At 72.5% G+C, this 26,954-nt stretch carries 22 protein-coding genes; 15 read left to right on the forward strand and 7 right to left on the reverse strand.

Annotated features, from left to right (window positions below; translation table 11 throughout):
* Nucleotides 1-19: 19 nt before the first annotated feature.
* Nucleotides 20-826, reverse strand: a complete 807-nt coding sequence (locus A6035_RS05725) for an IclR family transcriptional regulator (RefSeq protein ID WP_108849106.1) — start codon at nt 824-826, stop codon at nt 20-22.
* 14 nt (nt 827-840) lie between these two features.
* Complete coding sequence (gene pcaD, locus A6035_RS05730; protein WP_108846977.1) at nt 841-1,632, reverse strand: 3-oxoadipate enol-lactonase; 792 nt, start codon at nt 1,630-1,632, stop codon at nt 841-843.
* Between the two features lie 161 nt (nt 1,633-1,793).
* Between pcaD and A6035_RS05735 the strand changes: the two genes are divergently transcribed.
* From A6035_RS05735 to proB, 12 genes are all read left to right on the forward strand, one after another.
* Nucleotides 1,794-2,558, forward strand: coding sequence for a CoA transferase subunit A (locus A6035_RS05735; protein WP_108846978.1), 765 nt, complete (start codon nt 1,794-1,796; stop codon nt 2,556-2,558).
* A complete protein-coding gene (locus tag A6035_RS05740; RefSeq protein WP_108846979.1) occupies nt 2,558-3,187 on the forward strand; it encodes a CoA transferase subunit B in 630 nt (209 codons plus the stop codon). Before A6035_RS05735 ends, A6035_RS05740 begins: the two co-directional genes overlap by 1 nt.
* A gap of 150 nt (nt 3,188-3,337) precedes the next feature.
* Nucleotides 3,338-4,330: a malate dehydrogenase gene (locus A6035_RS05745; protein WP_108849107.1), complete on the forward strand. Its 993-nt coding sequence runs from the start codon at nt 3,338-3,340 to the stop codon at nt 4,328-4,330.
* 64 nt (nt 4,331-4,394) lie between these two features.
* A complete protein-coding gene (locus A6035_RS05750; protein ID WP_108846980.1) occupies nt 4,395-7,106 on the forward strand; it encodes a valine--tRNA ligase in 2,712 nt (903 codons plus the stop codon).
* The gene (gene folC / locus A6035_RS05755) at nt 7,103-8,701 is read left to right on the forward strand and encodes a bifunctional tetrahydrofolate synthase/dihydrofolate synthase (protein ID WP_200836470.1); all 1,599 of its coding nucleotides are present in this window, start codon (nt 7,103-7,105) and stop codon (nt 8,699-8,701) included. Before A6035_RS05750 ends, folC begins: the two co-directional genes overlap by 4 nt.
* Nucleotides 8,698-9,111, forward strand: coding sequence for a DUF4233 domain-containing protein (locus tag A6035_RS05760; protein ID WP_108846981.1), 414 nt, complete (start codon nt 8,698-8,700; stop codon nt 9,109-9,111). Before folC ends, A6035_RS05760 begins: the two co-directional genes overlap by 4 nt.
* Nucleotides 9,112-9,162: 51 nt before the next feature.
* The gene (gene ndk, locus A6035_RS05765; RefSeq protein WP_007628950.1) at nt 9,163-9,573 is read left to right on the forward strand and encodes a nucleoside-diphosphate kinase; all 411 of its coding nucleotides are present in this window, start codon (nt 9,163-9,165) and stop codon (nt 9,571-9,573) included.
* A 330-nt stretch (nt 9,574-9,903) separates the two neighbouring features.
* On the forward strand, nt 9,904-13,755 hold the full coding sequence (locus tag A6035_RS05770; protein WP_108846982.1) for an Rne/Rng family ribonuclease: 3,852 nt from the start codon (nt 9,904-9,906) through the stop codon (nt 13,753-13,755).
* Nucleotides 13,756-13,997: 242 nt separating this feature from the next.
* Nucleotides 13,998-14,303, forward strand: a complete 306-nt coding sequence (gene rplU, locus A6035_RS05775; RefSeq protein WP_108846983.1) for a 50S ribosomal protein L21 — start codon at nt 13,998-14,000, stop codon at nt 14,301-14,303.
* A 69-nt stretch (nt 14,304-14,372) separates the two neighbouring features.
* Complete coding sequence (gene rpmA / locus A6035_RS05780; protein WP_108846984.1) at nt 14,373-14,636, forward strand: 50S ribosomal protein L27; 264 nt, start codon at nt 14,373-14,375, stop codon at nt 14,634-14,636.
* A 139-nt stretch (nt 14,637-14,775) separates the two neighbouring features.
* Nucleotides 14,776-16,236, forward strand: a complete 1,461-nt coding sequence (obgE, locus tag A6035_RS05785) for a GTPase ObgE (protein ID WP_108846985.1) — start codon at nt 14,776-14,778, stop codon at nt 16,234-16,236.
* Nucleotides 16,233-17,348, forward strand: a complete 1,116-nt coding sequence (gene proB / locus A6035_RS05790; protein ID WP_108846986.1) for a glutamate 5-kinase — start codon at nt 16,233-16,235, stop codon at nt 17,346-17,348. The genes obgE and proB overlap by 4 nt, the downstream gene beginning before the upstream one ends.
* Nucleotides 17,349-17,360: 12 nt before the next feature.
* Here proB and A6035_RS05795 read toward each other — a convergent pair whose 3' ends face one another.
* The 3 genes from A6035_RS05795 to A6035_RS05805 all read right to left on the reverse strand — a co-directional run bounded on the left by A6035_RS05795 (nt 17,361) and on the right by A6035_RS05805 (nt 19,754).
* Nucleotides 17,361-17,984 (reverse strand): carbonic anhydrase, encoded by a 624-nt coding sequence (locus A6035_RS05795; RefSeq protein WP_108846987.1) that lies wholly within the window; start codon nt 17,982-17,984, stop codon nt 17,361-17,363.
* 84 nt (nt 17,985-18,068) lie between these two features.
* Nucleotides 18,069-18,956 carry a Sir2 family NAD-dependent protein deacetylase gene (locus tag A6035_RS05800; protein WP_108846988.1) on the reverse strand — a complete coding sequence of 296 codons (888 nt, stop codon included), beginning with the start codon at nt 18,954-18,956 and terminating at the stop codon, nt 18,069-18,071.
* Complete coding sequence (locus tag A6035_RS05805; RefSeq protein ID WP_108846989.1) at nt 18,957-19,754, reverse strand: MBL fold metallo-hydrolase; 798 nt, start codon at nt 19,752-19,754, stop codon at nt 18,957-18,959.
* 23 nt (nt 19,755-19,777) lie between these two features.
* Here A6035_RS05805 and A6035_RS05810 point away from each other — a divergent pair, with 23 nt between their 5' ends.
* A complete protein-coding gene (locus A6035_RS05810; protein WP_108846990.1) occupies nt 19,778-20,533 on the forward strand; it encodes an AAA family ATPase in 756 nt (251 codons plus the stop codon).
* A gap of 17 nt (nt 20,534-20,550) precedes the next feature.
* Nucleotides 20,551-22,371 carry an FAD-binding dehydrogenase gene (locus A6035_RS05815; protein WP_108846991.1) on the forward strand — a complete coding sequence of 607 codons (1,821 nt, stop codon included), beginning with the start codon at nt 20,551-20,553 and terminating at the stop codon, nt 22,369-22,371.
* Between the two features lie 33 nt (nt 22,372-22,404).
* Here A6035_RS05815 and A6035_RS05820 read toward each other — a convergent pair whose 3' ends face one another.
* Both A6035_RS05820 and A6035_RS05825 read right to left on the reverse strand, forming a co-directional pair.
* A complete protein-coding gene (locus A6035_RS05820; RefSeq protein ID WP_108846992.1) occupies nt 22,405-23,565 on the reverse strand; it encodes a calcium/sodium antiporter in 1,161 nt (386 codons plus the stop codon).
* 117 nt (nt 23,566-23,682) lie between these two features.
* Entirely contained in the window at nt 23,683-25,860 is a 2,178-nt protein-coding gene (locus tag A6035_RS05825) for a RecQ family ATP-dependent DNA helicase (RefSeq protein WP_108846993.1), read from the reverse strand.
* Between the two features lie 70 nt (nt 25,861-25,930).
* Here A6035_RS05825 and A6035_RS05830 point away from each other — a divergent pair, with 70 nt between their 5' ends.
* A complete protein-coding gene (locus A6035_RS05830; RefSeq protein WP_162533985.1) occupies nt 25,931-26,953 on the forward strand; it encodes a serine hydrolase domain-containing protein in 1,023 nt (340 codons plus the stop codon).
* The last annotated feature ends 1 nt before the right edge of the window (nt 26,954 follow it).

Consider the following 26,954-nt stretch of genomic DNA (forward strand, 5'->3'; position numbering starts at 1 on the left):
GGTGCTCCTCGGGTCGGGGTCAGCGGTTGACGATGGCGAGATCGGCCGAGAGCGCGCGCGCCGTGGCCAGCAGTTCGGGGATGAGCTCGTCGTGGAGTTGCTCGGGGGAGTATCTGGCGGCATGGGTGGAGACGTTGAGCGCGGCCCGGACCGCGCCGCCGCGGTCGTGGACCGGAGCCGCGACCGAACGCAGGCCGGGTTCGAGCTCCTGGTCGACCACGCACCAGCCCTGTTCGGCCACCCGCGACAGTTCGGCGCGCAGTGCACCCTCCTCGGCGAGTCCGTGAGGGGTCAGGGCTCGCAGATCCGTCGCGTCGAGGTAGGCGTCGAGGTCCTCGGCGGGAAGGGCCGCGAGCAGGACCCGCCCCATCGACGTCGCGTACGCGGGGAACCGGGTCCCGATGGTGATACCGATGGTCATGATGCGGCGGACCTGGACGCGGCCGACGTAGACGATGTCGGCACCGTCGAGCACCGCGACCGAGGACGACTCGCCCAGTCGGGTGCTGAGCTTCTCCAGGTGCGGCTGTGCGAGGTCGGTCAGAGGGAGGGCGGATAGGTAGCTGTAGCCGAGGTCGAGCACCCGGGGGGTCAACCAGAAGACGGAATCGGCGGTGTCGACGTAACCCAGTTCGACGAGCGTGTGCAGGAAACGGCGGGCGGTCGCCCGGGTCAGACCGGTGTTGCGCGCGACGTCGCTGAGACTCTGCCGGGGCCGGCGGGCGTCGAATGCGCGGATCACCGACAGTCCGCGCGCGAGTGACTGGACGAAGTCGGGGGAGGCCGAGCGGTCGGACTCGACCGTGGCTCCCGCGGAGGGGCTCACGACATCGCCGTGTGTCACTCCGTCTCCTTCTGTCCGGCGGCGGTCAGATGGGCCCGCAGCTGTTCGGTGACGCGCTCGGGGATCTCGACGGTGGGGACGTGCGCGGCGGGGGAGAGGGTGACGAACTCCGAGCCCGGCACGCCGTCGGCGATCTCCTCGAGCACCGCGGGCGGGGTCGAGGGGTCCTCGTCGCCGGCGAGCACGAGGGTCGGACAGGTGATCCGTCCGAGGTCGGCGCGGTTGTCCCAGCCGGACAGGGCCTCGCAGGCCGCCGCGTACCCCTCTGCCGGGGTGGCGAGGACCATCTCGCGGAGCCGGGCCACCAGCTCGGGGTCGGCATCCGCGCGCGCGGAGGTGATCCACCGGGCGACGACGGCGTCGGCGACGGCGGCGGTCCCGCCCTCGCGGACCGCGGCGGCACGCTCGACCCACCCTGACGGCTCGCCGAACCTCGCCGCCGTACACAGCAGGGCCGCCGACCGCACCCGCGGGGCCTCGTGGACGGCGAGCCACTGTGCCGCCGCGCCGCCCAGAGAGAGGCCGACGACGTGGAACCGGTCCACCGAGAGCGAGTCGAGGAGGGCGGTGACGTCGCCGGCGAGATCGGCGATCGTGCACGGCCCGGTGACGACGTCCGACCCACCGTGGCCGCGGTGGTCGACCGCCACCACGGTGTGGTCACGCGCCAGGTCGCGGACCTGCGCGTCCCACATGGAGCGATCGGAACCGAGCGATCCCAGCAGGACGACGACGGGGGTGTCCGCGGAGCGAGGTCCGCTGACCTCGTGGGACAGGGTGGCGGGCATGGACTCGTCCTTTCCTCGATCGGCGTTCGTCGGGCGGTCCGGCACCGTGCCCGGTTTCCCGGGCGGGCGCGATCCGGGCCCTCATGCGGTCCACGATACGCCGAAGCGGTGCGAAGGGCGAACGTTTGTGCAAGATGCGAACGCGCGCTATCGTGTGTGACATGACCAACAAGATCTATTCCTCGGCCGCCGAGGCGGTCGCGGACATCCCGGACGGCGCGTCCCTCGCCGTGGGAGGTTTCGGTCTGGTCGGCATCCCCGCCGTCCTCATCGATGCGCTCCTCGACCAGGGTGCGGGCGATCTGAAGACGGTGAGTAACAACTGCGGGACCGACGGCTTCGGCCTCGGAAAGCTGCTGGAGGCGCGCCGTATCACCCGGACCACCGCCTCGTACGTGGGAGCCAACAAGGAGTTCGCCCGGCAGTACCTGTCGGGTGAGCTCGAGGTGGAGCTCACCCCTCAGGGCACCCTCGCCGAGCGCATGCGCGCCGGCGGTGCGGGCATCCCCGCCTTCTACACCCCGGCGGGCGTCGGCACGATGGTCGCCGAGGGCGGCCTGCCGCTGCGCTACGACGGAGACGGCGGAGTGGCCGTCGCCTCCGAGCCTAAGGAGGTGCGGGTCTTCGACGGCGAGCAGTACGTCCTCGAGCGGTCGATCGTCACCGACTTCGCCCTGGTGCACGCGCACCGCGCGGACACCGCCGGCAACCTGCAGTTCCGGGGGACCGCCCGCAACTTCAACCCGGATGCGGCCATGGCCGGCCGGGTCACGATCGTCCAGGCCGAGGAGGTCGTCCGCGAGGGCGAGATCGACCCCGCGGACGTCCATCTGCCCGGTATCTACGTCCAGCGCATCGTCGAGGTCGGACGCCAGGAGACCGGCGTGGAGATCGAGAAGCTCAGCAGCAAGGGGGAGGATCAGTAATGAGCTGGACCCATGAGCAGATGGCCGCCCGGATCGCCGCGGACTTCTCCGACGGCCAGTACGTCAACCTCGGCATCGGGATGCCGACGCTGATCCCCGACTACCTCCCCGAGGGTGTGCGCGTCACCCTCCACTCGGAGAACGGGATCCTGGGCGTCGGCCCCTACCCGACCCGTGAGCAGCTGGACCCCGAGATGATCAACGCTGGCAAGGAGACGATCACCGCCGCGCCCGGCGCGGCCTTCTTCGGCTCCTCGGACTCGTTCGCCATGATCCGGGGCGGGCACGTCGACGTGGCGGTGCTGGGTGCGATGCAGGTCTCACAGCACGGCGACCTGAGCAATTGGATGATCCCGGGCGCGATGGTCAAGGGGATGGGCGGTGCCATGGACCTCGTCCACGGTGCCGGTCGTGTGATCGTGATGATGGACCACGTCACCCGCAAGGGCGATCTCAAGCTCATGGAGGAGAACACCCTCCCGTACACCGGAAAGGCCTGTGTCCAGCGGGTCGTGACCGATCTGTGCGTCCTCGACATCACCGAGGAGGGCTTCCGGTTGGTCGAGCTGGCGCCCGACGTGACGATCGACGAGGTCCGTCAGAAGACGGCTGCGCCGGTCCACGCCTGATCAGCGCCGCCCGCCCGGCATCACCGCCCGCCCGGCATCACCGCCCGCCCGGCAGTGGGCACGCGGCCGACGAGCGGGCACACGGCACGGGGTCGGTTCCTCACTACTGTGGGGACCGACCCCGTCGTCGTCCCCGGGAGGCCCTCGGACATGAGCACCAACACACCGGTCACCGTCACCGTCACCGGTGCGGCCGGCAAGATCGCCTACTCGCTGCTGTTCCGGCTCGCGTCCGGCCTGGTCTTCGGGCCGGGTACACCGGTCCGCCTACGGCTCCTCGACATCCCGTCGGCCGTGGTCGCCGCCGAGGGCGTGGCGATGGAGATCGAGGACTGCGCGCTGCCCCTCGTCGACTCGATCGAGATCACCGACGACGTGACGGCGGCGTTCGACGGTGCGAACGCGGCGTTCCTCGTAGGTGCCCGACCGCGCGGGAAGGGCATGGAGCGGGCTGATCTCCTCACCGCGAACGGGGCGATCTTCCGCGAGCAGGGGCGGGCGATCAACGACCACGCCGCCGCCGACATCCGCGTGGTCGTCGTGGGCAACCCCGCCAACACGAACGCGTACATCGCCCACCGTCACGCGCCCGACGTCCCAGCCGGACGCTTCACCGCGCTCATGCGGCTCGATCACAACCGCGCGCTGAGCCAGCTGGCCACGCGGCTGGGGGCCCGGGTGTCCGAGCTCGACGGGGTGGTGGTCTGGGGCAACCACTCCGCGACCCAGTTCCCCGACGTCACCTATCTGACGCGCGGAGGCGAGCCGGTCACCGCCGGGCTCGACCCCGAGTGGCTGGCCGACACCTTCATCCCGCGCGTCGCGGGCCGTGGTGCCGAGATCATCGCCGTCCGGGGATCGTCGTCGGCCGCCTCCGCGGCCGGCGCGGCGGTCGACCAGATGCGGGACTGGGTGCGTGGCACGTCCGGCGAGAGCTGGACGACCGTCGCGCTGCCGTCGGGCGGCGAGTACGGCACGGTCCCCGACGTGGTGACGGGGTTGCCGTGCCGCAGCCGGGGCGGCGAGTGGGAGGTCGTCGAGGGCCTGGAGATCGGCGAGTTCCAGCGGGCTCGCATCGATGCCTCGGTGGCGGAGCTGGTCTCCGAGCGGGACGCGGTGCGCGCGCTCGGCCTGGCGGACTGACCCCGCGTCGAGGGGTCTCGACGGCGTGTGCCAGGCCCCGGTGGGCACGGCCTAGAATGGCCGGGTGACGACTCCAGCCGCTTCCCCTCCGAACGCCGACCGCGCGGACGCCCTGCCCGCCTCCTGGAACCCAGGTGAGGTGGAGGCCGAGCTGTATCAGCGCTGGGTGGACGCCGGCTACTTCGAGGCCGACGCGTCCAGCGTCAAGCCCGGGTACTCGGTGGTCCTGCCCCCACCGAACGTCACCGGCAGTCTGCACATGGGACACGCGCTCGACCACACCCTCATGGACGTGCTCACGCGGCGCAGGCGCATGCAGGGGTACGAGGTGCTGTGGCTCCCCGGCATGGATCACGCCGGCATCGCGACGCAGACCCTGGTGGACCGGAAGCTCCGCGACGAGGGGATCGACCGTCACGAGATCGGTCGTGAGGCGTTCATCGAGAAGGTCTGGGAGTGGAAGCGTGAGTCCGGCGGCACGATCGGCGAGCAGATGCGTCGCCTCGGCGACGGTGTGGACTGGTCGCGTGAGCGGTTCACCCTCGACGAGGGCCTGTCCCGCGCCGTCCAGACGATCTTCAAGGAGCTCTACGACCAGGGGCTGATCTACCGCGCGGAGCGACTGGTCAACTGGTCGCCCACGCTACAGACCGCGATCTCCGACATCGAGGTCAAGTACTCCGACGTCGAGGGCGAGCTGGTCAGCTTCCGCTACGGCTCGATGGACGACTCCGAGCCGCACCTGGTCGTGGCCACGACCCGTCTCGAGACCATGCTCGGCGACACCGCGATCGCCGTCCACCCGGACGACGAGCGCTACGCGCATCTGGTGGGCACCGAGATCCCGCATCCGTTCCGAGACGGCTGGACCATGCGTGTGGTCGCCGACGACTACGTGGACCCCGAGTTCGGCACGGGCGCCGTCAAGGTCACGCCCGCGCACGACCCCAACGACTTCGCCATCGGCCAGCGGCACGGTCTCGAGATGCCCACGATCATGGACGCCACCGGCCACATCACCGGCACCGGCACCCGCTACGACGGCATGGACCGTTTCGAGGCACGCGCGGCGGTCCGCGAGGACCTCGCGGCGCAGGGGCGGATCGTCAAGGAGGTCCGGCCCTACCTGCACTCGGTCGGTCACTCGGAGCGTTCCGGGGAGCCGATCGAACCGCGCTTGTCGCTGCAATGGTGGGTCCGCGTCGAGGAACTGGCGAAGATGGCCGGCGACGCCGTCCGCGACGGCGACACGGTGATCCACCCGACGAGCCAGGAACCGCGGTGGTTCGACTGGGTCGACGACATGCACGACTGGTGTATCTCGCGCCAACTCTGGTGGGGCCACCGGATCCCGATCTGGTACGGGCCGGACGGCGAGGTGGTGTGCGTGGGCCCCGACGAGGAGCCGCCCGCCGGGTACACGCAGGAGGCCGACGTCCTCGACACGTGGTTCTCGTCTGCGCTGTGGCCGTTCTCCACGATGGGCTGGCCCGAGCGCACCACCGACCTCGAGCGCTTCTACCCGACCTCGGTGCTGGTCACCGGCTACGACATCCTGTTCTTCTGGGTGGCGCGCATGATGATGTTCGGCACGTTCGTGGGCCGCGCGCTCAGCGGCGACAAGGCCGCGCCGGGCAAGGTCCCGTTCACCGACGTCTTCCTCCACGGGCTGGTCCGTGACGAGCACGGTCAGAAGATGTCCAAGTCCAAGGGCAACGGCATCGACCCGTTGGACTGGGTGGACCGCTTCGGCGCGGACGCGCTGCGGTTCACGCTCGCGCGTGGCGCGCACCCCGGCGGCGACCTGTCCGTCGGCGACGACTCCGCCCAGGCCTCGCGCAACTTCGCGACCAAACTCTTCAACGCCACCCGGTTCGCCCTCATGAACGGCGCGAAGGTCGGGCCGGTGCCCGACGCCGCGGATCTCACCGACGCCGACCGGTGGATCCTGCACCGTCTGGGGCAGGTGCGGGAGACCGTCGACGAGGCGTTGGAGCGCTATGAGTTCTCCAAGGCCTGCGAGGCCCTCTACCACTTCGCGTGGGACGAGGTCTGCGACTGGTATCTCGAGCTCGCGAAGGTCCAGTTCGGGAACGACGACGAGTCCCGCGTCTCCGAGCGGGCCGAGCGAACGAGGCTCGTGCTCGGCCACGTCCTGGACGTGCTGCTGCGGATGCTGCACCCCGTGATCCCGTTCGTCACCGAGACCCTCTGGACCGCACTCACCGGCGGTGAATCGCTCGTGATCGCCCCGTGGCCGACTGACGTGGTCCCGGCCGACGACGCTTCCGACGCGGTGCGGCGGGTGGGCGACGCCCAGACGCTGGTCACGGAGATCCGTCGGTTCCGCTCGGACCAGGGCCTCAATCCCGGTCAGCGCGTGCCGGCGCGTATCGGTGGCGTGGACGGCGCGGACCTGCCGGCCGATCTGCTCGATCAGGTGGCCTCGCTCGCCCGCCTCACGACGGCCGCCGACGACTTCACGGCCACGGCGTCGCTCGAGGTCCGGCTCGGCCTGTCGACAGTGGACGTCGAGATCGACACGTCGGGGACGATCGACCTCGCCGCCGAGCGTCGTCGCCTGGAGAAGGATCTCGCGGCGGCCCACAAGGAACTCGAGACCACGGGCGCCAAGCTCGGCAACGAGGCGTTCCTGGGCAAGGCGCCCGACCACGTCGTCGACAAGATCCGGGCCCGGCGCGACCTGGCGGAGGCCGAGGTCGCCCGGATCACCGCCCGTCTCGAGGCGATGCCGGCGGGGAGTGGCTCCGCGTGAGTGACCGCGAGTGGCTCCCGCCCCACGATCCGGAGGAGGGATGGGACACCCCGACCGAGGAGGACGTCGCCGAGATGCTCGGCGAGGACGGGCTCGTGTCGGGCGTACCACTCGGCGGGCCCATCCCGGGGGACGAGGAGAGCGACGGTGACGACCACCTGCCGCCGCGCCCGATCCCCGAGGTGGGCAGCCCCGAGTGGCAGGCCGACACGGCCGAGCTCGCGGCGGTCGAGGAGGAGCTGGCCACCCGCTGGCCCGAGTCCCGCCTCGAGCCGAGCCTGGACCGGATCGCCGAGCTGACCTCGATCCTCGGCGACCCGCAGCACGCGTACCCCGTGGTGCACGTCGCCGGGACGAACGGTAAGACGTCGGTGACCCGGATGATCGATGCCCTGCTCCGGGCGCTGCACCAGCGCACCGGGCGTAACTCCAGCCCGCACCTGCAGAGCGTCACCGAGCGCATCGCGATGGACGGCGAGCCGATCACGGCGCGGACCTTCGTCGACACCTATCGCGAGCTGCAGCCCTACCTCGAACTGGTCGACCAGCGGTCCGAGGAGGCGGGCGGCCCGCGGATGAGCTACTTCGAGGTGCTCACCGCGATGGCGTTCGCCGCGTTCGCCGACGCGCCCGTCGACGTCGCGGTGATCGAGACGGGGATGGGCGGGACCTGGGACGCCACCAACGTCGTGCGGCCGGCCGTCTCCGTCATCACCCCCGTGGGCCTGGACCACACCGAATACCTCGGCGAGGACCTCGCGACGATCGCGGGGGAGAAGGCCGGGATCATCCAGCCGGGCCCCTCCGACGACCTGCTGCCGCGGGACCCGGTCGCCGTGATCGGCCGGCAGGAGCCCGAGGCCATGGAGGTGCTGATCCGCCGTGCGGTCGAGGTCGGCGCGGTCGTGGCGCGTCTCGGCTCCGAGTTCGACGTCGTGGAGCGGCGTCTCGCCGTGGGCGGACAGCAGCTCACCCTGCGCGGGCTCGGCGGCGAGTACCCCGAGGTGTTCCTGCCCCTGTTCGGCGAGCACCAGGCCGAGAACGCCGCGACCGCCCTGGCCGCGGTCGAGGCGTTCTTCGGTGCCGGGCCCGACAGGGCGCTGGACCCGGAACTCGTCCGCGCCGGCTTCGCCGCGGTCGACAACCCCGGCCGTCTCGAACGGCTCAGCTCCAGCCCCACCGTCCTGGTGGACGCGGCCCACAACGGCCACGGGGGTCGCGCGCTCGCCGAGGCCGTCACCTCGGAGTTCGACTTCAAGCGACTGGTCGCCGTGGTCGCCATGCTCGACGGCAAGGACGCCGACGCCTTCCTCGCGGCGCTGGAGCCCGTGGTCGAGGAGGTCGTCGTCACCCGCTCGGCGTCACCGCGGGCGATGGAGATCGACGAGTTGGCCAGGATCGCGGAGGAGCGGTTCACCGCGCAGCGCGTCCACGTGGTGGACACCCTGCCCGACGCGGTCAGCGCCGCCCTGGATCTCGTGGGCGTCCCGGACCCGACCGCGGACGACGACGTCTCCGGCGTTGGCGTCCTCGTCACCGGCTCCGTGGTGACCGCCGGTGCCGCCCGCAGCCTGTTCGGAAAGGACGCACAGTGACCGACCCGACCCCCGGACCCCGGGGCACCGCACACGAGCCGTCGGTGGACCCGTGGAAGGGCCTGCGGGGCATCATGGCGGGAACCCTGGTGCTCGAGGCGATCGTCATCGGCCTGGTGCTCACGGTGATCGCGCGGCTCGACGACGGCGCGCACTTCCAACCGTGGAAGGTGTGGTTCGTCAGTCTGCTGGCGATCGCGATGCTCGTGGCCAGCGGACTCCAGCGCAAGCCCTGGGCGATCCCCATGAACCTGACCCTCGCGGCCCTGGCCGTGGCGGGGTGGGCCGTGCACTGGTCGATGGGCGTCTCCGGCCTGTTGTTCGCGGCCGTGTGGGGGTACATCCTGTTCCTGCGCCGCGACCTGGCGGGACGGATGGCCGGAGGATACCTGCCCAGTCAGCACGACTGAGCGGCCCTGCCGCGCGACCCCGGCCGTCTATGTGCTTGTAGCATTGCCGCCGTGACCGAGAGAACCTTCTTCCTCATCAAGCCCGACGGAGTCGAGCGCGGCCTGACCGGCACCATCCTGTCCCGTATCGAGGCCAAGGGGCTCAGGATCGTCGCCATGGACATGCGGCGGGTGCCGCAGGAGACCGCGGCCGAGCACTACGCGGAGCACGCCGAGCGTCCGTTCTACGGCGATCTGCTCGAGTTCATCACCTCCGGTCCCGTCGTCGCCGGCGTCCTCGAGGGACCCCGTGCGATCGCCGCGTGGCGACAGCTCGCGGGTGGCACCGATCCCGTCGAGAAGGCCGCGCCGGGTTCCATCCGCGGCGACTTCGGCCTCGAGACCCAGCTGAACCTCGTCCACGGTTCGGACTCCGAGGAGTCGGCGGCGCGCGAGATCGCGCTCTGGTTCCCCGGTCTGTAGTTCCCGCCGCCCCTGCAGCGACGACGCTGCCCACGCGCCCGTCGGCCCCCGGCCCGACGGGCGCGTCGCCATTTCGTGGTGCCCGGACGGCGACGTTCCGGCGCCCGGTGTGGGAGAATGGTCGAAGCCCATCCTGGCGAGTGGACCACCAGTCCGCCCCGGAACGGGCGCCCGCCACCCGCGGCCCGGTTCGTCCCGGTACCGCGGACCACAAGACGTTGCCCCGCCACGGCGGGGCCGAGACCAGAAGACGCCCGACCCCGTGCGGCGGCGTGGGTCACCGGTTTTCCGGTGACGTGATCGCGCCCGGAGTCCGGCCGGAGGAGACACGTGTCGGATCCGAACCTGACAATCGACGACCTCGCCGCGCTGCCCGAGAGGATGCGCGCGCACGCCGCGGCCAAGGCCGTGGGCATGACCAGCAAGGAGTTCCTGGCCGCCATGGCCGGGATCGGGGTGGAGATCAAGAGCGCCCAGTCCGGCGTGACCCGGGACGTGCTGCTGACCTGGTTCAACAGCCGTTCCGACGCGCCGGCCGGTGACGCCGCGGTCGGCCGGGTGGCCCCCGCCGCCGAGCAGTCCGCCACCGAGCAGCCCGCCGATGCGGCGGAGGCCACGGCAGCGGAGGCTCCTGCCGCAGAGGCGCCCGCGAAGAAGGCCCCGGCGCGCAAGGCCGCCGCCAAGAAGTCAGCGGCGAAGAAGTCTCCTGCGGAGAAGGCCCCTGCGAACGAGGCCCCGGCGCGCAAGACCGCCGCCGAGGCGACGGGAGCGGACGTGGCCCCCGACGAGGGGGAGACGGCCGGGACCGGATCCGCCCGGAAGGCGTCCGCCCGTAAGAGTCCGGCGCGCAAGACCACCGCCGAGAAGACCGCCGAGAAGGCCACCGCGGCGGAGAAGAGCGCCGCAAGGACCGCCGACGAGACCATCCCGGCCGAGGACACCCGCTCGGGGGCCGCCGGCACCGGGAGTGGAAAGGCCGACGCGAGGAACAGGCCGCCGCTGCCGGAGATCGCGATCGTCACCGGCGAGGTGGGCGCCGCCGAGCCCGGCAACCGTCGTCGTCGCTCCACCGCGACCCCCTCGTTCTCCCCCCTGTTCCTCTCGCCCGAGGACACCGCCGCGGCCACCGAGAAGGCCGACTCGACCGCGCAGTCGGACTCCACGGCGCAGTCCGACTCGACGTCGCGGGCCGACTCGACCGAACAGTCCGAGTCCGGTGACGGCGGCACCCGTCGTCGTCGGCGTGGCCGTCGGGGCCGCGGCCGCGGGCGTGGTGAGGGCGTCGACGAGCAGAACGGCCAGGACACCGCCTCCGGTCCGGACGCGGGCACCGCCCGGTCCGACGACGCCGACAGTGACGACAGTGACGCCGACGACCGCTCCGCAGCCACCGCGCCCTCCGGGGACTCCGACGTCGCCGACGCGTCCGAGGACGCCGGGACGACGGGCCGCGGGACGGGCCGCGACCGCTCCGACGACGCCGCGGACCGGACGGCCGACGACGCCGCGGACCGGACGGCCGACGACGCCGACGGGCAGGACGATTCCGGAGACGACGACGGAGACGAGTCCGACGACTCCTCGGGCGCCCCGTCGGGCTCGAGGAGGCGTCGCCGTCGTCGTCGTCGCGGCGGGGGTTCCGGCGCCGACGACGTCCAGACGTCCAGCGACGACCCGCCCCACACGGAGGTCCACGAGCGCGACCCACGCCGCCGCACCGGACGCGGGGGACAGGGCTCCGGCACGTCCCCCGACGAGGTCCAGGGCATCACCGGCTCGACCCGACTCGAGGCCAAGCGCCAGCGTCGGCGCGACGGCCGTGAGGCCGGCCGCCGCCGCCAGCCGATCCTGTCCGAGGCCGAGTTCCTCGCCCGCCGCGAGGCCGTGGACCGCGTCATGGTGGTCCGCGAGAAGCAGCGGACCGACGGCAAGGGCCTCATGACCCAGGTCGGCGTCCTCGAGGACAAGGTGCTCGTCGAGCACTTCGTCACCACCGAGTCCGCCCGCTCGATGGTCGGCAACGTCTACCTCGGCCGCGTGCAAAACGTCCTGCCCAGCATGGAGGCGGCGTTCGTCGACATCGGACGCGGCCGCAACGGCGTGCTCTACGCCGGCGAGGTCAACTGGGAGGCCGCCGGGCTCGGCGGCAAGGCCCGGCGTATCGAGCAGGCGCTCAAGTCCGGCGACATGGTGTTGGTCCAGGTCACCAAGGACCCCGTCGGGCAGAAGGGCGCCCGCCTGTCGACCCAGATCTCGCTGGCCGGCCGGTTCCTCGTCTACGTCCCCGACGGCAACTCCACCGGCATCTCCCGCAAGCTGCCCGACACCGAGAGGCGCCGCCTGAAGGGGATCCTCAAGGAGGTCGTCCCCGAGGGCTCCGGCGTCATCATCCGCACCGCCGCCGAGGGCGTCAGCGCCGAGGAAATCGGTCGCGACGTCGAACGGCTCGCCGCGCAGTGGACCGAGATCTCCGAGGCGGCCGCCAAGCGCACCGACTCCGGCTCCGGCACGCCCGTCGCGCTGTACGAGGAGCCCGATCTGCTGGTCAAGGTCGTCCGCGACCTGTTCAACGAGGACTTCTCCAAGCTCGTCATCCAGGGCGAGACGTCCTGGAACACGGTCCACGGCTACGTCTCGCGCGTCGCACCCGAGATGGTCGAACGGCTCGAACGGCACGACAATCCCGACGTGGACGTGTTCGCGACCCACCGTGTCGACGAGCAGCTGGCCAAGGCGCTCGACCGCAAGGTGTGGCTGCCGTCCGGTGGCTCCCTGGTGATCGACCGCACCGAGGCCATGACCGTCATCGACGTCAACACCGGCAAGTACACCGGTTCCGGCGGCAACCTCGAGGAGACCGTCACCAAGAACAACCTCGAGGCCGCCGAGGAGATCGTGCGTCAGCTGCGCCTGCGCGACGTGGGCGGCATGGTGATCATCGACTTCATCGACATGGTCCTCGAGGCCAACCGCGACCTCGTGCTGCGCCGACTCACCGAGGCGCTCGGCCGCGACCGCACCCGGCACCAGGTCTCCGAGGTCACCTCGCTCGGCCTGGTCCAGCTCACCCGCAAGAAGCTGGGCACCGGCCTGGTCGAGGCGTTCTCCACGCCGTGCGAGCACTGCCAGGGCCGCGGGCTCATCGTCCACGCCGACCCCCTCCACACCGAGTCGCACAACGCCGACGAGCCGGGCGCCAAGCGCGGACGTCGTCGCGGCGGCAACGGCAACGGAAACGGCAAGGGTTCCGGGGAGTCCGACTCGGGCGCGCCCAAGCAGGCACCGCGCAAGGACGGCCCCGCGCCGGCCGCCCACCCGGCCGCGCTGGCGATCGCCCGGCAGAACGCCGAGGCCGACGCCGGCGGTACCGACGCCGCGGGCACGGCCACGACCGACCCTGTGGGCGCATCGCCGACCGAGGCCGACGACTCCCGCTCGGCCGGTCAGAAGGCCAGCGCCGACACCGGTTCGGCGGACCAGAAGGTCGCCGATGCCGCCGCACCCGTCGTGGTGACCGCCCCGCCGGCCGAGGCCGGTGCTGCCGAGGCCCGTGCTGACGAGGCCGACGCCCCGTCGGCGACGTCCGCGGCAGGGGCCGCGGCCGCGACCCCGGCGGCGGAGGCGACCTCCACTGCCGGCGAGACCGCTCCCGCGGCGGTCCCCGAGGCGAGTGAGGCGGACTCCTCCGACGCCGTGGGCGTCACCCGCCCCGCGCGGCGGCGTCGCGCGTCGCGGCGGGCGGCGAGCAACGCTCCCGCCCCGGAGACCGCCGCCGCGGACACCGCCGCGACCGAGGTCGTCGAGACACCGCAGGCCGAGTCCGAAGCGGTGGCCGAGGCCGACACGGTCGTGGACGAGGTCGAGTCCGCGACGTCGGGGGGCGGGGCCGCAGCCGGCGCGTCCACCGGCGCCACGGCCACCGACGCCGCGTCCGGCCAGCGGCCCCGGCGCCGGTCGACCCGTCGCGAGGCGGGTGCCGCCGCGGCGGACACCGCGGTGACCGGGAGCGCGGCCGGCGCCGCCACGGCGGCGTCTGCGGCTCCGGCGGCCTCGGGCGAACCCCCGGCCGAGGTCGAGGCCGCGCCGCTGGCGCAGGCGCCGACCGCCGTGGTCGCCGAGCCGCGCAAACGCCCCGCGAGGCGACGCGCGACCCGGTCGACGACGGCTCCCACGAGCGACTGAGAGGCCGGGCCGCGGGTCCGGCGGCGCGGTCGGTTTGACCTGCTGCGCCGCCGGACCGTAACCTTGACAGGTCGCTCGTCGCGGCGCTATGTCGCCGCGCGAGGAGTCGCGGGCCCGGTCCACACGGACCGGCGTGGCCGACGACCTCCGACCGGCGCGAGCCGGCGAGCATGAGAGAACACCGCACACCAGGTGCGGTCGCCCCGGCGGCCGCACACCCGAGAAGCAAGGGGAAGCCCTCGATGTACGCGATCGTCAAGACCGGCGGCAAGCAGTACAAGGTCGCCGAAGGGGACCAGGTCAAGGTCGAGAAGATCGAGGGCGAGGCCGGAACCTCCGTGTCGCTGTCCCCGATCCTCGTGGTGGACGGCTCGGCCGTCACCTCCGACGCCGACGCCCTGTCGAAGGTCACCGTCTCCGGCGAGATCGTCGAGCAGACCAAGGGCCCGAAGATCCGGATCCACAAGTTCAAGAACAAGACCGGGTACCACAAGCGTCAGGGCCACCGTCAGAAGCTGACGGTCGTCAAGATCACCGGTATCAAGTAATCCGTCACCGGCCGGCAAGGCCACCAGCTCAGCGCCCTCGGGCGTGCTCCCTGAAGGAGGGACTCGGACATGGCAAGCAAGAAGGGCGCGTCCAGCACCCGTAACGGTCGTGACTCCAACGCGCAGCGTCTCGGCGTCAAGCGCTTCGGTGGCCAGGAGGTCAACGCAGGCGAGATCCTGGTGCGCCAGCGCGGCACCAAGTTCCACCCGGGCGTGAACGTCGGCCGCGGCGGCGACGACACCCTGTTCGCCCTCTCCGCCGGTGCGGTGGAGTTCGGCACCAAGCGCGGCCGCAAGACCGTGAACATCGTGTCGGCCGGCGCCGAGGCCTGAGCCTCCTAGCCGACCGAACCACACGTGAATCGCCCTCGGGGGCCGGGCGGGGTCTGATCGACCCCACACCCGGCCCCCGAGAGTATTTGCGCCAGCCCCACCAATCCACCGTCGTCCGTCACCAGGAGGAGTCCCCACCATGTCGAGATTCGTCGACCGCGTCGTCCTCCACCTCGCGGCGGGGGACGGCGGCCGCGGCTGCACGTCCGTGCATCGCGAGAAGTTCAAGCCGCTCGGCGGGCCCGACGGCGGCAACGGCGGTAACGGCGGTGACGTCGTGCTCGTCGTGGACCCGCAGGTCCACACCCTGCTCGACTTCCACTTCCGGCCCCACGCCCGCGCCGGCAAGGGCCAGCCCGGTATGGGTGCCAACCGCAACGGCGCCCAGGGCGCCGACCTCGTGCTCCCGGTCCCGCCCGGCACCGTCGTGCTCGACGAGAACGGTGAGGTCCTCGCGGACCTCGTCGGCACCGGCACCCGGTTCGTCGCCGCCGAGGGAGGCAAGGGCGGTCTCGGCAACGCGGCCCTGGCGTCCCGCGCCCGGAAGGCGCCCGGCTTCGCCCTGCTGGGCGAGCCCGGCGAGGTCCGCGACGTCACGCTCGAGCTCAAGTCGATGGCCGACGTCGGGCTCGTGGGCTTCCCGTCCGCCGGCAAGTCCTCCCTCGTCTCGGTGCTCTCCGCGGCCAAGCCCAAGATCGCCGACTACCCGTTCACGACCCTGGTGCCCAACCTCGGGGTGGTCTCGGTCGGCGACGACACCTTCACGATCGCCGATGTCCCCGGCCTCATCCCCGGCGCCAGCGAGGGCCGCGGGCTCGGCCTGGACTTCCTGCGCCACATCGAGCGCACCGCCGTCCTGGCCCACGTCGTCGACTGCGCCAACCTCGAGTCCGACCGCGACCCGGTCTCCGACGTGGACGCCCTCGAGGCGGAGCTCGCGGCGTACCGATCCGAGCTCTCCGACGCCGGGATCGGCGACCTGTCCGACCGGCCGCGCGTGGTGGTGCTCAACAAGATCGACGTACCCGACGCCGCCGACATGGCCGAGATGGTCCGCGAGCAGTTCGAGGCCCGGGGGTGGCCCGTGTACGCCATCTCCGCGGTCGCCCACAAGGGACTCGACGAGCTGCGCTTCGGGCTCTACGAGCTGGTGAAGGCGCACCGGAAGGCCAACCCGCCCGCCGCGCCCGAGCGCATCGTCATCCGGCCCAGGGCCGTGGACGCCGGCGAGTTCGACGTCCACCCCGACCCCGCCTCGCCCGGCGACTTCGTCGTCACCGGCGTCAAGCCCGAGCGCTGGATCCGTCAGACCGACTTCGAGAACGACGAGGCCGTGGGCTTCCTCGCCGACCGCCTCGCCCGGATCGGCGTGGAGGACGCGCTCATCAAGGCCGGCGCCGAGGAGGGCTGCACGGTCACGATCGGCGACGTCTCGTTCGAGTGGGAGCCGCAGACCCCGGCCGGCGTCGACCTCATGCGCACCGGCCGCGGCACGGACATCCGACTCGAGTCCGACGAGCGCGTGGGCGCCACCGAGCGTAAGTACCGCAAGCGCGTGCGCCGCGGCCTCATCGACCCGGACGAGGAGATCCTGGAGTGACCACCGAGCGGGAGCTGCGCCGTCGCATCGGCACGGCCCGCCGCGTGGTGGTCAAGATCGGCTCGTCCGCGATCACCAGCTTCCACGGCGGGATCCGGCGCGACGAGCTGGACACCCTCGCGGACGTCTGCCAGACGCGGATGACCGGCGGGTCGGACGTGTTCGTGGTGTCCTCGGGTGCGATCGGCGCCGGGATGGCCCCGTTGGGCATGACCACCCGGCCCGCGACGCTGTCCGCCAAGCAGGCCGCCGCGAGCGTCGGGCAGCTCGAACTGGCGCGCGCATGGGGTGACTCGTTCGCCCGCTACGACCGGGTGGTGGGGCAGGTCCTGCTCACCGCCGCCGACATCGGCCGCCGGGACAGTGCGGCCAACGCGCAGCGCACCCTGGACCGCCTGCGCACCCTGCGGGCGGTGCCGGTGATCAACGAGAACGACACCGTGGCGACCAACGAGATCCGCTTCGGCGACAACGACCGGCTGGCGGCCCTGGTCGCCCACCTCATCAGCGCCGACGCGCTCATCCTGCTCTCGGACGTCGACGCCCTCTACGACTCGGACCCCCGCAAGGGCGACGCGACCGCGGTGACCATGGTCGGCGGCGAGGGAGACCTCGACGGCGTGGTGGCCGGCGCCGGGGGAGCGCTCGGTACCGGCGGTATGGCCTCCAAGCTCGCGGCGGCCCGCCTGGCCGCCGACGCGGGGATCCCGGTCCTGCTCACCTCCGCGGAGCGGGCAGCCGAGGCGCTCGCCGCCGAGCCGACCGTCGGGACGGTCTTCGCGGCCCGCCCCGAGCGGATGACCGCCCGCCGCTTCTGGGTCCGCCACGCCGCCGACGCGCGCGGCGCGGTGCTTCTCGACGACGGCGCCGTGCGCGCGGTGACGGGTTCGCGTCGGTCGCTGCTACTCGCCGGGGTCACCGGCGTCGACGGGCTGTTCCACTTCGGCGACGTCATCGAGCTCCACGACTCGGGCGGGCGGGTCGTGGCCCGGGGCATCGCCCAGTACGACTCGATCGAGGTCCGTTCCCGGCTCGCCGAGCGGCAGTCGGGGACGGGCGCCGCCGGCCAGGGCCGCCCGCTGGTGCACGCGGACGATCTCGTCGCCGTCTGACCGGCGCGGGGATCAGCCCCCGTTGACCGTGCCCTCGGTGTGGACGGGTGTGACGGTCCCCGCCTCGAGGTTGTAGATCGCGCCGACGATCGCGGTGCGGCCCTCGGTGATCGCGCGGTCGACGGCCGCCGACTTCTCGCGGATCGCGGTGACCGTCTGCCGGACGTTCTCGATCACCACGTCGTCGTACCCGGCGTCCGGGTCGCGCCGAGCCTCGAACACGGCCGGGGCGATGCGCTCCACGACGTCGCGCAGGTAGCCCGACGGGGTGGAGTGGGAGTCGATCGCGGTGATGGTGGCGCCGACCGCGCCGCACGAGGTGTGCCCCAGCACGAGGGTGAGCGGGATGCCGAGGACGTCGACGCCGAACTCGATCGAGCCGAGCACGGACGGGTCGACGATGTGGCCGGCGTTGCGGACGACGAACAGGTCGCCCAGCCCCTGGTCGAACACGACCTCGGCGGGCACGCGCGAGTCGGCGCAGCCGAAGACGAGGCCGAAGGGGTGCTGCTCGCCGGTGAGTTCGGCGCGGCGGGCGGGGTCCTGGTGGGCGTGCAGGTTGGCGCCGTCGACGTAGCGACGGTTGCCGGTGAGGAGTCGGTCCAGCGCGGCGGCGGGGCTCAGATCTGTGCTCATGGTCCCAGTGTGCGCCTGTGGCGGCCCGCACAGCGACCGCACCCCGGGGGGCCGGGCCGCGCGGTGCTCGCCGCCGGCCGCGGTCTACGTGCCCAGCGCTCGGTCGACTCTGGTGAGGACCTCGACGCAGTCGCCGTCGATCGTGAGGGTGGCCTCGTCGTGCGCGCGGGTGCGGCCGCGGTTGATCACCGCGACGGGCGTGCCTGTGGTCACCGCGCGTCGCACGAACCGGTAGCCGGAGCGCACCGTGAGTGACGAGCCGACGACGACGACGAGGTCCGACCCGTCCACCAGGGCGTTGGCCTCCTGCACGCGGTGCGCGGGGACGTTCTCGCCGAAGTAGACGATGTCGGGCTTGAGCACTCCGGAGCAACGCGGGCAGTCCACCATGTGGAAGTCGGCGGTGTCCTCCAGGACGGCGTCGGCGTCCGGGGCGACTTCGATCGCGCCGCGGGTCGCGACGCGTTCGGCGAAGCCGGGGTTGAGACGGTCCAGCTGCTCGTGCAGGGCCCACCGGCTCTGGCGGAGCCCGCAGGCGAGGCACGTGACCACCGCGTAGGTGCCGTGCAGGTCGACGAGTCGGCGGCTGCCGGCCTTGAGGTGGAGCAGGTCCACGTTCTGCGTGATGACGCCCGTGAGGGTGCCGCGCCGCTCCCACTCGGCGAGCAGCAGGTGCGCGGCGTTGGGGCGGGCGGCCTCCATGTGCCGCCACCCCAGGTGGTTGCGGGCCCAGTAGTGACGGCGGAACGCGGGGTCGCCGACGAACTGCTGGTAGGTCATGGGGGTGCGGCCCGGCGAGTCGGGCCCGCGGTAGTCGGGGATGCCCGAGGGCGTGGAGATGCCCGCGCCGGTGAGGAAGACGGTGCGGCGGCCGCGCATGAGGTCCGCGAGGGCGTCGGCGCGCTCGGGCAGGTCGGCGTCCGGCCGGGTGCGCTCGGCCGGTGTCCAGGCGGTGTCGCGGACGCGGACCATCTACAGGCCCCCGGGTCCCGAGGGGTCGTGCGCGCACACCACGTCCAGCGAGTCGCCGCGGCGAGCGGCCAACTCGGCGAGTCGGGCGTGGGTCACCGCGACCGCGGCCGGCTCCAGGGCCATGACGCGTTCCATGGCCGGGACCCACGCCGGCACCCGGCCCGTGGAGCCGAGCTGGCCCCGGTGGTAGAAGGCATCACCGGCGTGGAGGACGTCCTTGTCGTCGTCGCCGTCCCCACCCGCGGCCGGGACGCCACCGCGACCCGGTACGAACACCCCCGCGTGCCCGACGGTGTGCCCCGGCAGGTCCACGAGCAGCATCCCCTCGGCGACATGGCCCAGGGGGCGCACCCTGAAGCCCTCCCACCGGTCCGCGCCGAACGAGTACTCGGTGAAGCGCGGCCCGTGCGCCCACTGGCGGCGGCGGTAACGCCGACGCTCCAGGAAGCGCGGCGTGCGCACCGCCCACGTGAGGGCCTGCGCCGAGACGTGCACCTGCGCGTCGGGGAAGTCGGCGAGGCCGCCGATGTGGTCGAGGTCCAGGTGGGTGAGGACGATGTGCCGCACGTCCCGCGGATCCAGCCCCAGGGCCTCGATGCGACGGACCGCCGTCTCGCGCTCGCGCAGCGCGGGGCGCAGGACGTGGCGCGCGGCGCCGAGGCGGCCGGCGGGGTCGGCGATGTCCGCCAGCCCGATCCCCGAATCCACCAGCACGAGGCCGCCCGGCGCCTCGAGCAGCAGTACGCGCGTGGGGGCCAGGCCCGCGAACGTCCCGCAGTTCATCTGGTGGATCCGCATGAGGGCAACGGTACCGTGGCCGGGTGAGCCGAGACCGTGTCCTGGACCCCCGCCCGGTCGTCCGGGTGACGGCCGCGCCCGACCCCGACCTCCCCTGGCCGGCGGACCAGTGGCCGTACTCGATCCCGGCGGTCGCGCAGCTGCTCCGCGAGGGGCTCGAGCTGGACGACCTCACCGTGCTGGTCGGCGAGAACGGCGCCGGCAAGTCGACGATCGTCGAGGCCGTCGCCATGGCCTTCGGTCTCGGCGCCGAGGGCGGGTCCGTCAACGGCCGGGACGTCACGTGGAGGTCGGAGTCATCCTTGAACTCGGACCTGCGCCTGGTCCGCGGAGGAGCCGCGTCCCGGTGGGGCTACTTCCTGCGCGCCGAGACCATGCACGGCATGTTCACCTACCTGCAGTCCTCGCAGGCGGATCAGACCTCAGGACCCGCGGAGTACTTCCACTCGCGCAGTCACGGCGAAGCGTTCTGGGACATCCTCACCACCTCCCGGTTCGACGGCGGCGGGTTGTTCGTCCTGGACGAACCGGAGGCGGGCCTGTCGTTCGACGCGCAGCTCCGGCTGGTGGCGTTGCTGCTCGAGCTGGCCGACCGGCGCGGTGCGCAGGTGCTCATGGCGACCCACTCGCCGATCCTCGCCTCGGTCCCCGGCGCCGCGGTGTACGAGCTCTCCGACGAGGGGATGCACCGGGCGCGGTGGGAGGACCTCGCGATGGTGGACCACTACCGTCGCTACCTCGACGCACCCGAGCGATACCTGCGCCACCTCCTGGAGTGACCGGGCACACTGGACCCATGACCAGTTTCGCGTCCCGTTCCGCACGCACCACCGGCGAGGCCCGGCCCGTCCACCCCGTCTACCCGGCGTGGCAGCCGCCGTCGACGTCCCGCGCCGCCAACGCCGGACCGCTGCCCGCGCCCGAGCCCGGGTTCGCCCCGGACATCATCGTGGTCGGGCACGGCCTGGCCGGCCTCGTGGCGACCTACGAGGCGACGCGCGCGGGCAAGAAGGTGCTCGTGGTGGACCAGGAGAGCGAGAAGAACCTCGGCGGGCAGGCGTTCTGGTCTCTCGGCGGGCTGTTCCTCGTGGACACCCCGGAGCAGCGACGGATCGGCATCAAGGACTCGCTCGAACTCGCGTGGCGGGACTGGCTCGGCTCGGCCGGGTTCGACCGCGCCGAGGACCACTGGCCGCGGCAGTGGGCGCGTGCGTACGTCGAGTTCGCCGCGGGGGAGAAGCGTCGGTACCTCCACGACCTGGGCCTGCGGATCATCCCCACCGTCGGCTGGGCCGAGCGTGGCGGCGGCGACGTGGCGGGGCACGGCAACTCCGTCCCGCGCTTCCACGTGGCCTGGGGGACCGGGCCCGAGGTGGTCCGCGTCTTCGAGGAGCCCGTCCGCGACGCCGCCCGCGCCGGCCTGGTCCGCTTCGCGGTGCGCCACCGGGTGGACGAGATCGTGCTGGACGGCGGCCGCGCGGTGGGCGTACGAGGCGCGACGCTGGTGCCCTGCGACCACGACCGCGGCGTCGCCTCGTCCCGCGAGGAGACCGGGGAGTTCGAGTTCCGGGCGAAGGCCGTGCTGCTGGCCTCCGGTGGGATCGGCGGCAACCCGGATCTGGTGCGCAAGTACTGGCCCGCCGACCGTCTCGGCGACGTGCCGAAGGACCTCATCGTGGGGGTTCCCGAGCACGTGGACGGACGGATCCTGGAGATCTCCGCGCAGTCCGGCGCCAACCTCATCAACCGCGACCGCATGTGGCACTACACCGAGGGCGTGGCCCACTTCGCGCCCGTGTGGCCCTCCCACGCGATCCGCATCATCCCTGGACCGTCCACCCTGTGGCTCGACGCGAACGGCGACCGGATGCCCGTGCCGCTCTTCCCGGGCTTCCACACCACGGCGTCCATCGAGGCGATCCGCCGAGCCGGCCAGGACTACTCGTGGTTCATCCTCGACTCGGCGATAGCCGGCAAGGAGTTCATCCTCTCCGGCTCCGAGCAGAACCCCGAGCTGACCGACAAGAGCATCAGGAAGTTCGCGTCCAAGGCGGGCAGCGGGCTGCCCCCGTCGATCGCCGACTTCGCCGAGAAGGGCGTCGACTGGGTGGTGGCGGACACGCTCGAGGAGATGGTCGCCGGCATGAACGCGCTGCTGCGCGAGGGCGAGCCGGAGCTGGACGTGGAGAAGGTGCGGGAGTTCGTCCTGGCGATGGACGGGCAGATGGACAACCCGTTCGCCAAGGACGCCCAGGTCCAGGCGATCCACAACTCGCGGCGGGTCCTCACCGACAAGCTCACCCGCCTGGCCAAGCCGCACCGCCTGCTCGCCGACTCCGGCCCGGGCAAGAGCTCGGCCGCCGGCTCGGGTGGCCCGCTGATCGCGATCAAGGTGCACCTCATGACGCGCAAGACCCTCGGAGGGATCGAGACGACGCTCGACTCCCAGTGCCTCACGCCCGGAGGCGAGCCGTTCCCGGGCCTGTACGCCGCGGGCGAGGTCGCCGGATTCGGCGGGGGCGGAGTCCACGGCTACAACTCGCTCGAGGGCACGTTCCTCGGCGGGTGCATCTTCTCCGGCATGAAGGCCGGCCGGGCGATGGCGCGAGAGGTCTGAGCCGTCCGGCGGCCGCTGCGGGGCCGCCTCCCCTCAACCGCCCTCGCGGCCGCCGTCGTCTCTCGCGACGGGCCGGCCGCGGGCCTGACCGCGTACCCGCCGGACACCGAGTTCGTAGGTGGCCAACACGATCAGCCACAGCGCGGTGATGGGGATGACGAACCAGAGCATGGCGGCGCTGAACGGATCCAACGCGTCGTGGTCGGCGGCCTGCAGCACCACGTAGGCGACGTACGCGGCGTAGAACCCCGCGAAGAGCAGTCCCTCCCACCGCTTGATCGCCATCCCGGTGAAGGCGATCGGGAGCAGAGCCAGCGAGACGGCGAGCATGATCGGCAGGTCGAAGCGGATGGCCCCTGGGGCGACCCCGATCGGCGTGATGAGCGAGGTCATTCCGAGAACCGCGCCGATGTTGAACATGTTGCTACCGACGATGTTGCCGATGGCGAGGTCGCGTTCGCCGCGGATCGCCGCCACGAGGCTCGTTGCGAGTTCCGGGAGGGAAGTGCCGATGGCCACCACCGTGAGACCGATGACCAGGTCACTCATCCCCCAGGCCGACGCGAGATCACTGGCCGCGGTGACGAGTAGCCGTGCCCCGATCACGAGCAGCGCCACCCCGGCGATCACGAGAGCGCTGTTGAGGAGGACCGGGCGCGAGGTGTCGCCGCCGGTCGGCGTCGTCTCGCCCGCGCCGTCACCGGCCGCGGTGTCCAATGCCTCGGTGGCCCGGTCTCCATCCTGTTTGCGCGCGATGACGATCGTCGCGGTCGTATAGGTCACGAGGCCGGCGAACAGCAGCAGACCGTCGAGGAAGCTGATCGTGCCGTCGAGAGCCACCAGAAGCACCACCAGAGAGAACAGCACCATGATGGGGATGTCGACTCGCACGATCCGGGACGTCGCCACCAGAGGGGCGACGATCGCGGTCAGCCCCAGGATGAGCAGAATGTTCGCGATATTGCTGCCCACGACGTTGCCGACGGCCAATCCCGGGTATCCGCTCAGCGCGGCATCGACGCTCACCGCGAGTTCCGGCGCCGAGGTGGCGAACGCGACGACGGTGAGTCCCACCACCAGCGGGGAGATCCCGAGGACGGCGGCCAGACCGCCGGCGCCCCGCACCAGCACTTCACCGCCGCCGATGAGCAGCACGAAGCCCAGCGACAGGGCGGCCACCGTCAGGACGCTCATGACCGATCAGACCGGGTCGTGGAGGTGCCCGGCCGGGCCGTGGGCGACGGTCTCGTCGAAGTGACCATGGGTCGATGATCCCCTGCCGGTGCCACCCTGTCGATCACCGGCGGTCGCCTAACCCGCGGCGGCGACGGCCAGGGGCAGGACCGCGGAGGCCCCGCTCTCCCGCAGGTGGCGCGCCGCCTCGGTGACCGTCCAGCCCGTGCCGAGAACGTCGGTGACCAGCAGGACCGGCCCGTCCGGCGCAGTGGCCGGGCCGGAGAACGTGCCCCACAGCTGCGCCACGCGGTAGGCCGAGTTCTGCGCGGTCACCGGCGGCAGCGCCGGGTCGCGGGTGAGCTCGCCGAGCGGCTCCATGCGCCCCATCCGCGCCAGCGCGCCGGCGAGGCTAGCGACGAGCTGCGGCTGCTCGCCGGAGACCAGCGCGACGACCCCGGTGGGCCGTTCGGACCAGCCCCACTCCCGCAGGACCGGTACGCACGCGCGTGTCAGCCATTCGGGCGCGTCCTGATCGGGCTCGGCGAGCAGCGCCCGCAGCTTCTGCCCCAGGCCGAGGTCGGTGAGGCGCGCGAGAGCGCGTCCCTCGGCGGGACCGTCGGCGATCTTGCCCTTGAGCGGTACGTCGAGCTTGGCCAGGCCCGTGGGCCACTGCCGGCGGGGCGGCAGCACCACGCCGGGCCGCTCCAGCGCCTCGCGTGCCCGGGTCAACGCGCCGGAATCGACGTCCGAGGTGCGGCGCTCGCCGGTGCAGTTGTCGCAGCGGCCGCACCCGGTCGACGCCGGGTCGAGGGTGGGGTCGTCGAGTTGCGCGCGCAGGAACTCCATGCGGCAGGAGTCGGTGCGCTCGTAGGCGATCATCGCCTGCTGCTCGGCCTGCCGCGCCTCCGCCAGACCCGCGTAGCGCTCGGCGTCGTAGTGCCACGGCCGCCCGGTTGAGACCCAGCCGCCGCGCACCCGCTGGACCGCGCCGTCCACGTCGAGGACCTTGAGCACCATCTCCAGCCGCGTCCGGCCCAGATCCACGGCCGGCTCCAGAGCCTGCGTCGACTGCGGCCGGTCGGGTTCCAGTGCGTCGAGGACCCGCCGGACGACGTCCTCCGGAGGGAAGGCCAACGACGCGAAGTGGTTCCAGATCGCGCGGTCCTCCGGCCCCGGGAGCAGGACGACCTCGGCCCGGTCCGCGGCGCGTCCGGCGCGGCCGATCTGCTGGTAGTAGGAGATGGGGGAGGGCGGCGCCCCCAGGTGGACGACGAACCCCAGGTCGGGCTTGTCGAAACCCATACCCAGCGCGGACGTGGCGACCAGCGCCTTGACCTCGTTGTCCAGGAGGGCGCGCTCGAGTTCCTCCCGCTCGCCGGAGTCGGTACGCCCCGTGTAGGCGCTGACGCGGTGCCCGGCCGAGGTGAGCAGCTCGGCCATGTCCTCGGCGGCGGCGACGGTGAGGCAGTAGACGATCCCGCTACCCGGCAGCGAGTCGAGGTTCTCCACCAGCCAGGCCGCGCGCGTCTCGGAGTCGTCGATCTCCACCACCGACAGTCGGAGCGACTCGCGGTCCAGTCCGCCGCGGAGCACGATGGTGTCGGAGGCGCCGGAGTCGTCGGCGGCCGGAGCCTGCCGCGCGAGACCGCTCACGCCCACGCCGAGCTGCTGGGCCACGTCGCGCACCACGCGGTCGTTGGCCGTGGCCGTGGTGGCCAGGACCGGCACCCCCTCCGGCAGGTCGGCGAGGAGGGTGCGGATCCGGCGGTAGTCGGGCCGGAAATCGTGACCCCAGTCGGAGACACAGTGCGCCTCGTCGACCACGACCAACCCGGCGTCCGCGGCGAGCGCCGGCAGCACGGTGTCGCGGAAATCCGGGTTGTTCAGCCGCTCGGGGCTCACCAGCAGCACGTCCACCTCTCCGGCCCGGACGGACGCGCGCACCTCGTCCCACTCGGTCATGTTGGCCGAGTTGATGGTCGCCGCCCGCACCCCGGCCCGGGCCGCCGCCTCGACCTGGTTGCGCATGAGCGCCAACAGCGGCGAGACGATCACCGTGGGACCGGAACCGAGCTCACGGAGCAGCCGCGCGGCGATGAAGTACACCGCGGACTTGCCCCAGCCGGTGCGCTGGACCACCAGGGCGCGCCGACGGTCGGCCACCAGCGCCTCGATCGCGGTCCACTGGTCCTCCCGCAGCCGTGCGCCCGGCCCCGCCAGGGCCCCCAGGAGTTCGTCGGCACGCGCCCGCAGGGACGCGGGATGCGCTGTCGTCGGGCTGTCGGGAAGGGGACGGTCCGCCGGCGAGGTCATGGGCCCATCGTGCCCCACCACTACGACACGAGGGTGCGGCGACGACCCCGACCGGCGTTAACTGGTGGCCGTGACGAGCGACGGGCGGGGCATCTCGGGACAGGTCGAGCAGGCGGCGGGACGGTTGGCACACCGCCGGGTGGGGGTGGTCGTCGCCGCCGGGCCTCCCGAGGACACCCACGTCGCCGCGCGCGGTGACGCGGGCCGTGGACGCGCCCCCGACGCCCACACGCTGTTCGAGATCGGCTCCATTACCAAGACGTTCACCGCCCTGCTGCTCGCCGACGGCGTCGTGCGCGGCCGGTGGCGGCTCGACACCCCGGTCCGCGAGCTGCTCCCCGCCGGCGTCGACGTCCCGAGCCGCGACGGGGAGCAGATCACGCTCCAGCACCTGGCGACCCACACCTCCGGGCTCCCGCGGTCGCCCGCCCGCCTCGGCCTGCGGGAGAACCTCGCCTACCTGCGCCACGGCACGGACCCGTACGCCGATCTCACCGAGCAGGACGTGCTGGACGGCCTCCGGGGCGTCCGACTCCGCCGAGCCCCGGGGCGGGGCACGCCCGCGTACTCGAACCTGGGCGCAGGCCTCCTCGGTATCGCACTGACCACCGCGACCGGCACCGACTTCGGCACCCTCGTCCGCGACCGGATCTGCGCCCCGCTCGGCATGCCCGACACGGTCACCGACGAGCTGCTCACCGAGGAGCAGCGGCGCCGCTTCGCGGTGGGTCACCGCAGTCGTGGGCGCCCGGCCGACCCCTGGCCCCTGCCGGGCATCCCCGGCGCCGGCGCACTGCGCTCCACGGCCGCCGATCTCACGCGCTACCACGCCGCGCAGCTCGACCCGTCGCGCACCGCCCTGGCCGACGCCATCCGGCTCACCCACACGACCCCGCCGGGCGGTCCCACGCAGATGGGGCTCGGGTGGCACCGGGCCGGATGCGGGGTGCTCTGGCACAACGGCGGAACCGGCGGGTTCCGGTCGATCGCCGTCGTCGATCACCTCGGCGGGGTCGCGGCGACCACCCTCGTGAACCAGACCAGGGGTGCCGACATGACCACCTTCCGACTCCTGCGCCGACTGGGCTCCTGAC

This window comes from Dietzia lutea (assembly GCF_003096075.1).
Lineage (GTDB): Bacteria > Actinomycetota > Actinomycetes > Mycobacteriales > Mycobacteriaceae > Dietzia > Dietzia lutea.

Excerpts from the sequence above, each read along its gene's own strand:
- A6035_RS05820 (WP_108846992.1), bottom strand. The coding sequence starts at position 23,565 with ATGAGCGTCCTGACGGTGGCCGCCCTGTCGCTGGGCTTCGTGCTGCTC.
- rpmA (WP_108846984.1), top strand. The coding sequence starts at position 14,373 with ATGGCAAGCAAGAAGGGCGCGTCCAGCACCCGTAACGGTCGTGACTCC.
- A6035_RS05825 (WP_108846993.1), bottom strand. The coding sequence starts at position 25,860 with ATGACCTCGCCGGCGGACCGTCCCCTTCCCGACAGCCCGACGACAGCG.
- obgE (WP_108846985.1), top strand. The coding sequence starts at position 14,776 with ATGTCGAGATTCGTCGACCGCGTCGTCCTCCACCTCGCGGCGGGGGAC.
- A6035_RS05740 (WP_108846979.1), top strand. The coding sequence starts at position 2,558 with ATGAGCTGGACCCATGAGCAGATGGCCGCCCGGATCGCCGCGGACTTC.
- rplU (WP_108846983.1), top strand. The coding sequence starts at position 13,998 with ATGTACGCGATCGTCAAGACCGGCGGCAAGCAGTACAAGGTCGCCGAA.
- A6035_RS05800 (WP_108846988.1), bottom strand. The coding sequence starts at position 18,956 with ATGGTCCGCGTCCGCGACACCGCCTGGACACCGGCCGAGCGCACCCGG.
- A6035_RS05795 (WP_108846987.1), bottom strand. The coding sequence starts at position 17,984 with ATGAGCACAGATCTGAGCCCCGCCGCCGCGCTGGACCGACTCCTCACC.
- pcaD (WP_108846977.1), bottom strand. The coding sequence starts at position 1,632 with ATGCCCGCCACCCTGTCCCACGAGGTCAGCGGACCTCGCTCCGCGGAC.
- A6035_RS05815 (WP_108846991.1), top strand. The coding sequence starts at position 20,551 with ATGACCAGTTTCGCGTCCCGTTCCGCACGCACCACCGGCGAGGCCCGG.
- A6035_RS05745 (WP_108849107.1), top strand. The coding sequence starts at position 3,338 with ATGAGCACCAACACACCGGTCACCGTCACCGTCACCGGTGCGGCCGGC.
- A6035_RS05735 (WP_108846978.1), top strand. The coding sequence starts at position 1,794 with ATGACCAACAAGATCTATTCCTCGGCCGCCGAGGCGGTCGCGGACATC.
- A6035_RS05805 (WP_108846989.1), bottom strand. The coding sequence starts at position 19,754 with ATGCGGATCCACCAGATGAACTGCGGGACGTTCGCGGGCCTGGCCCCC.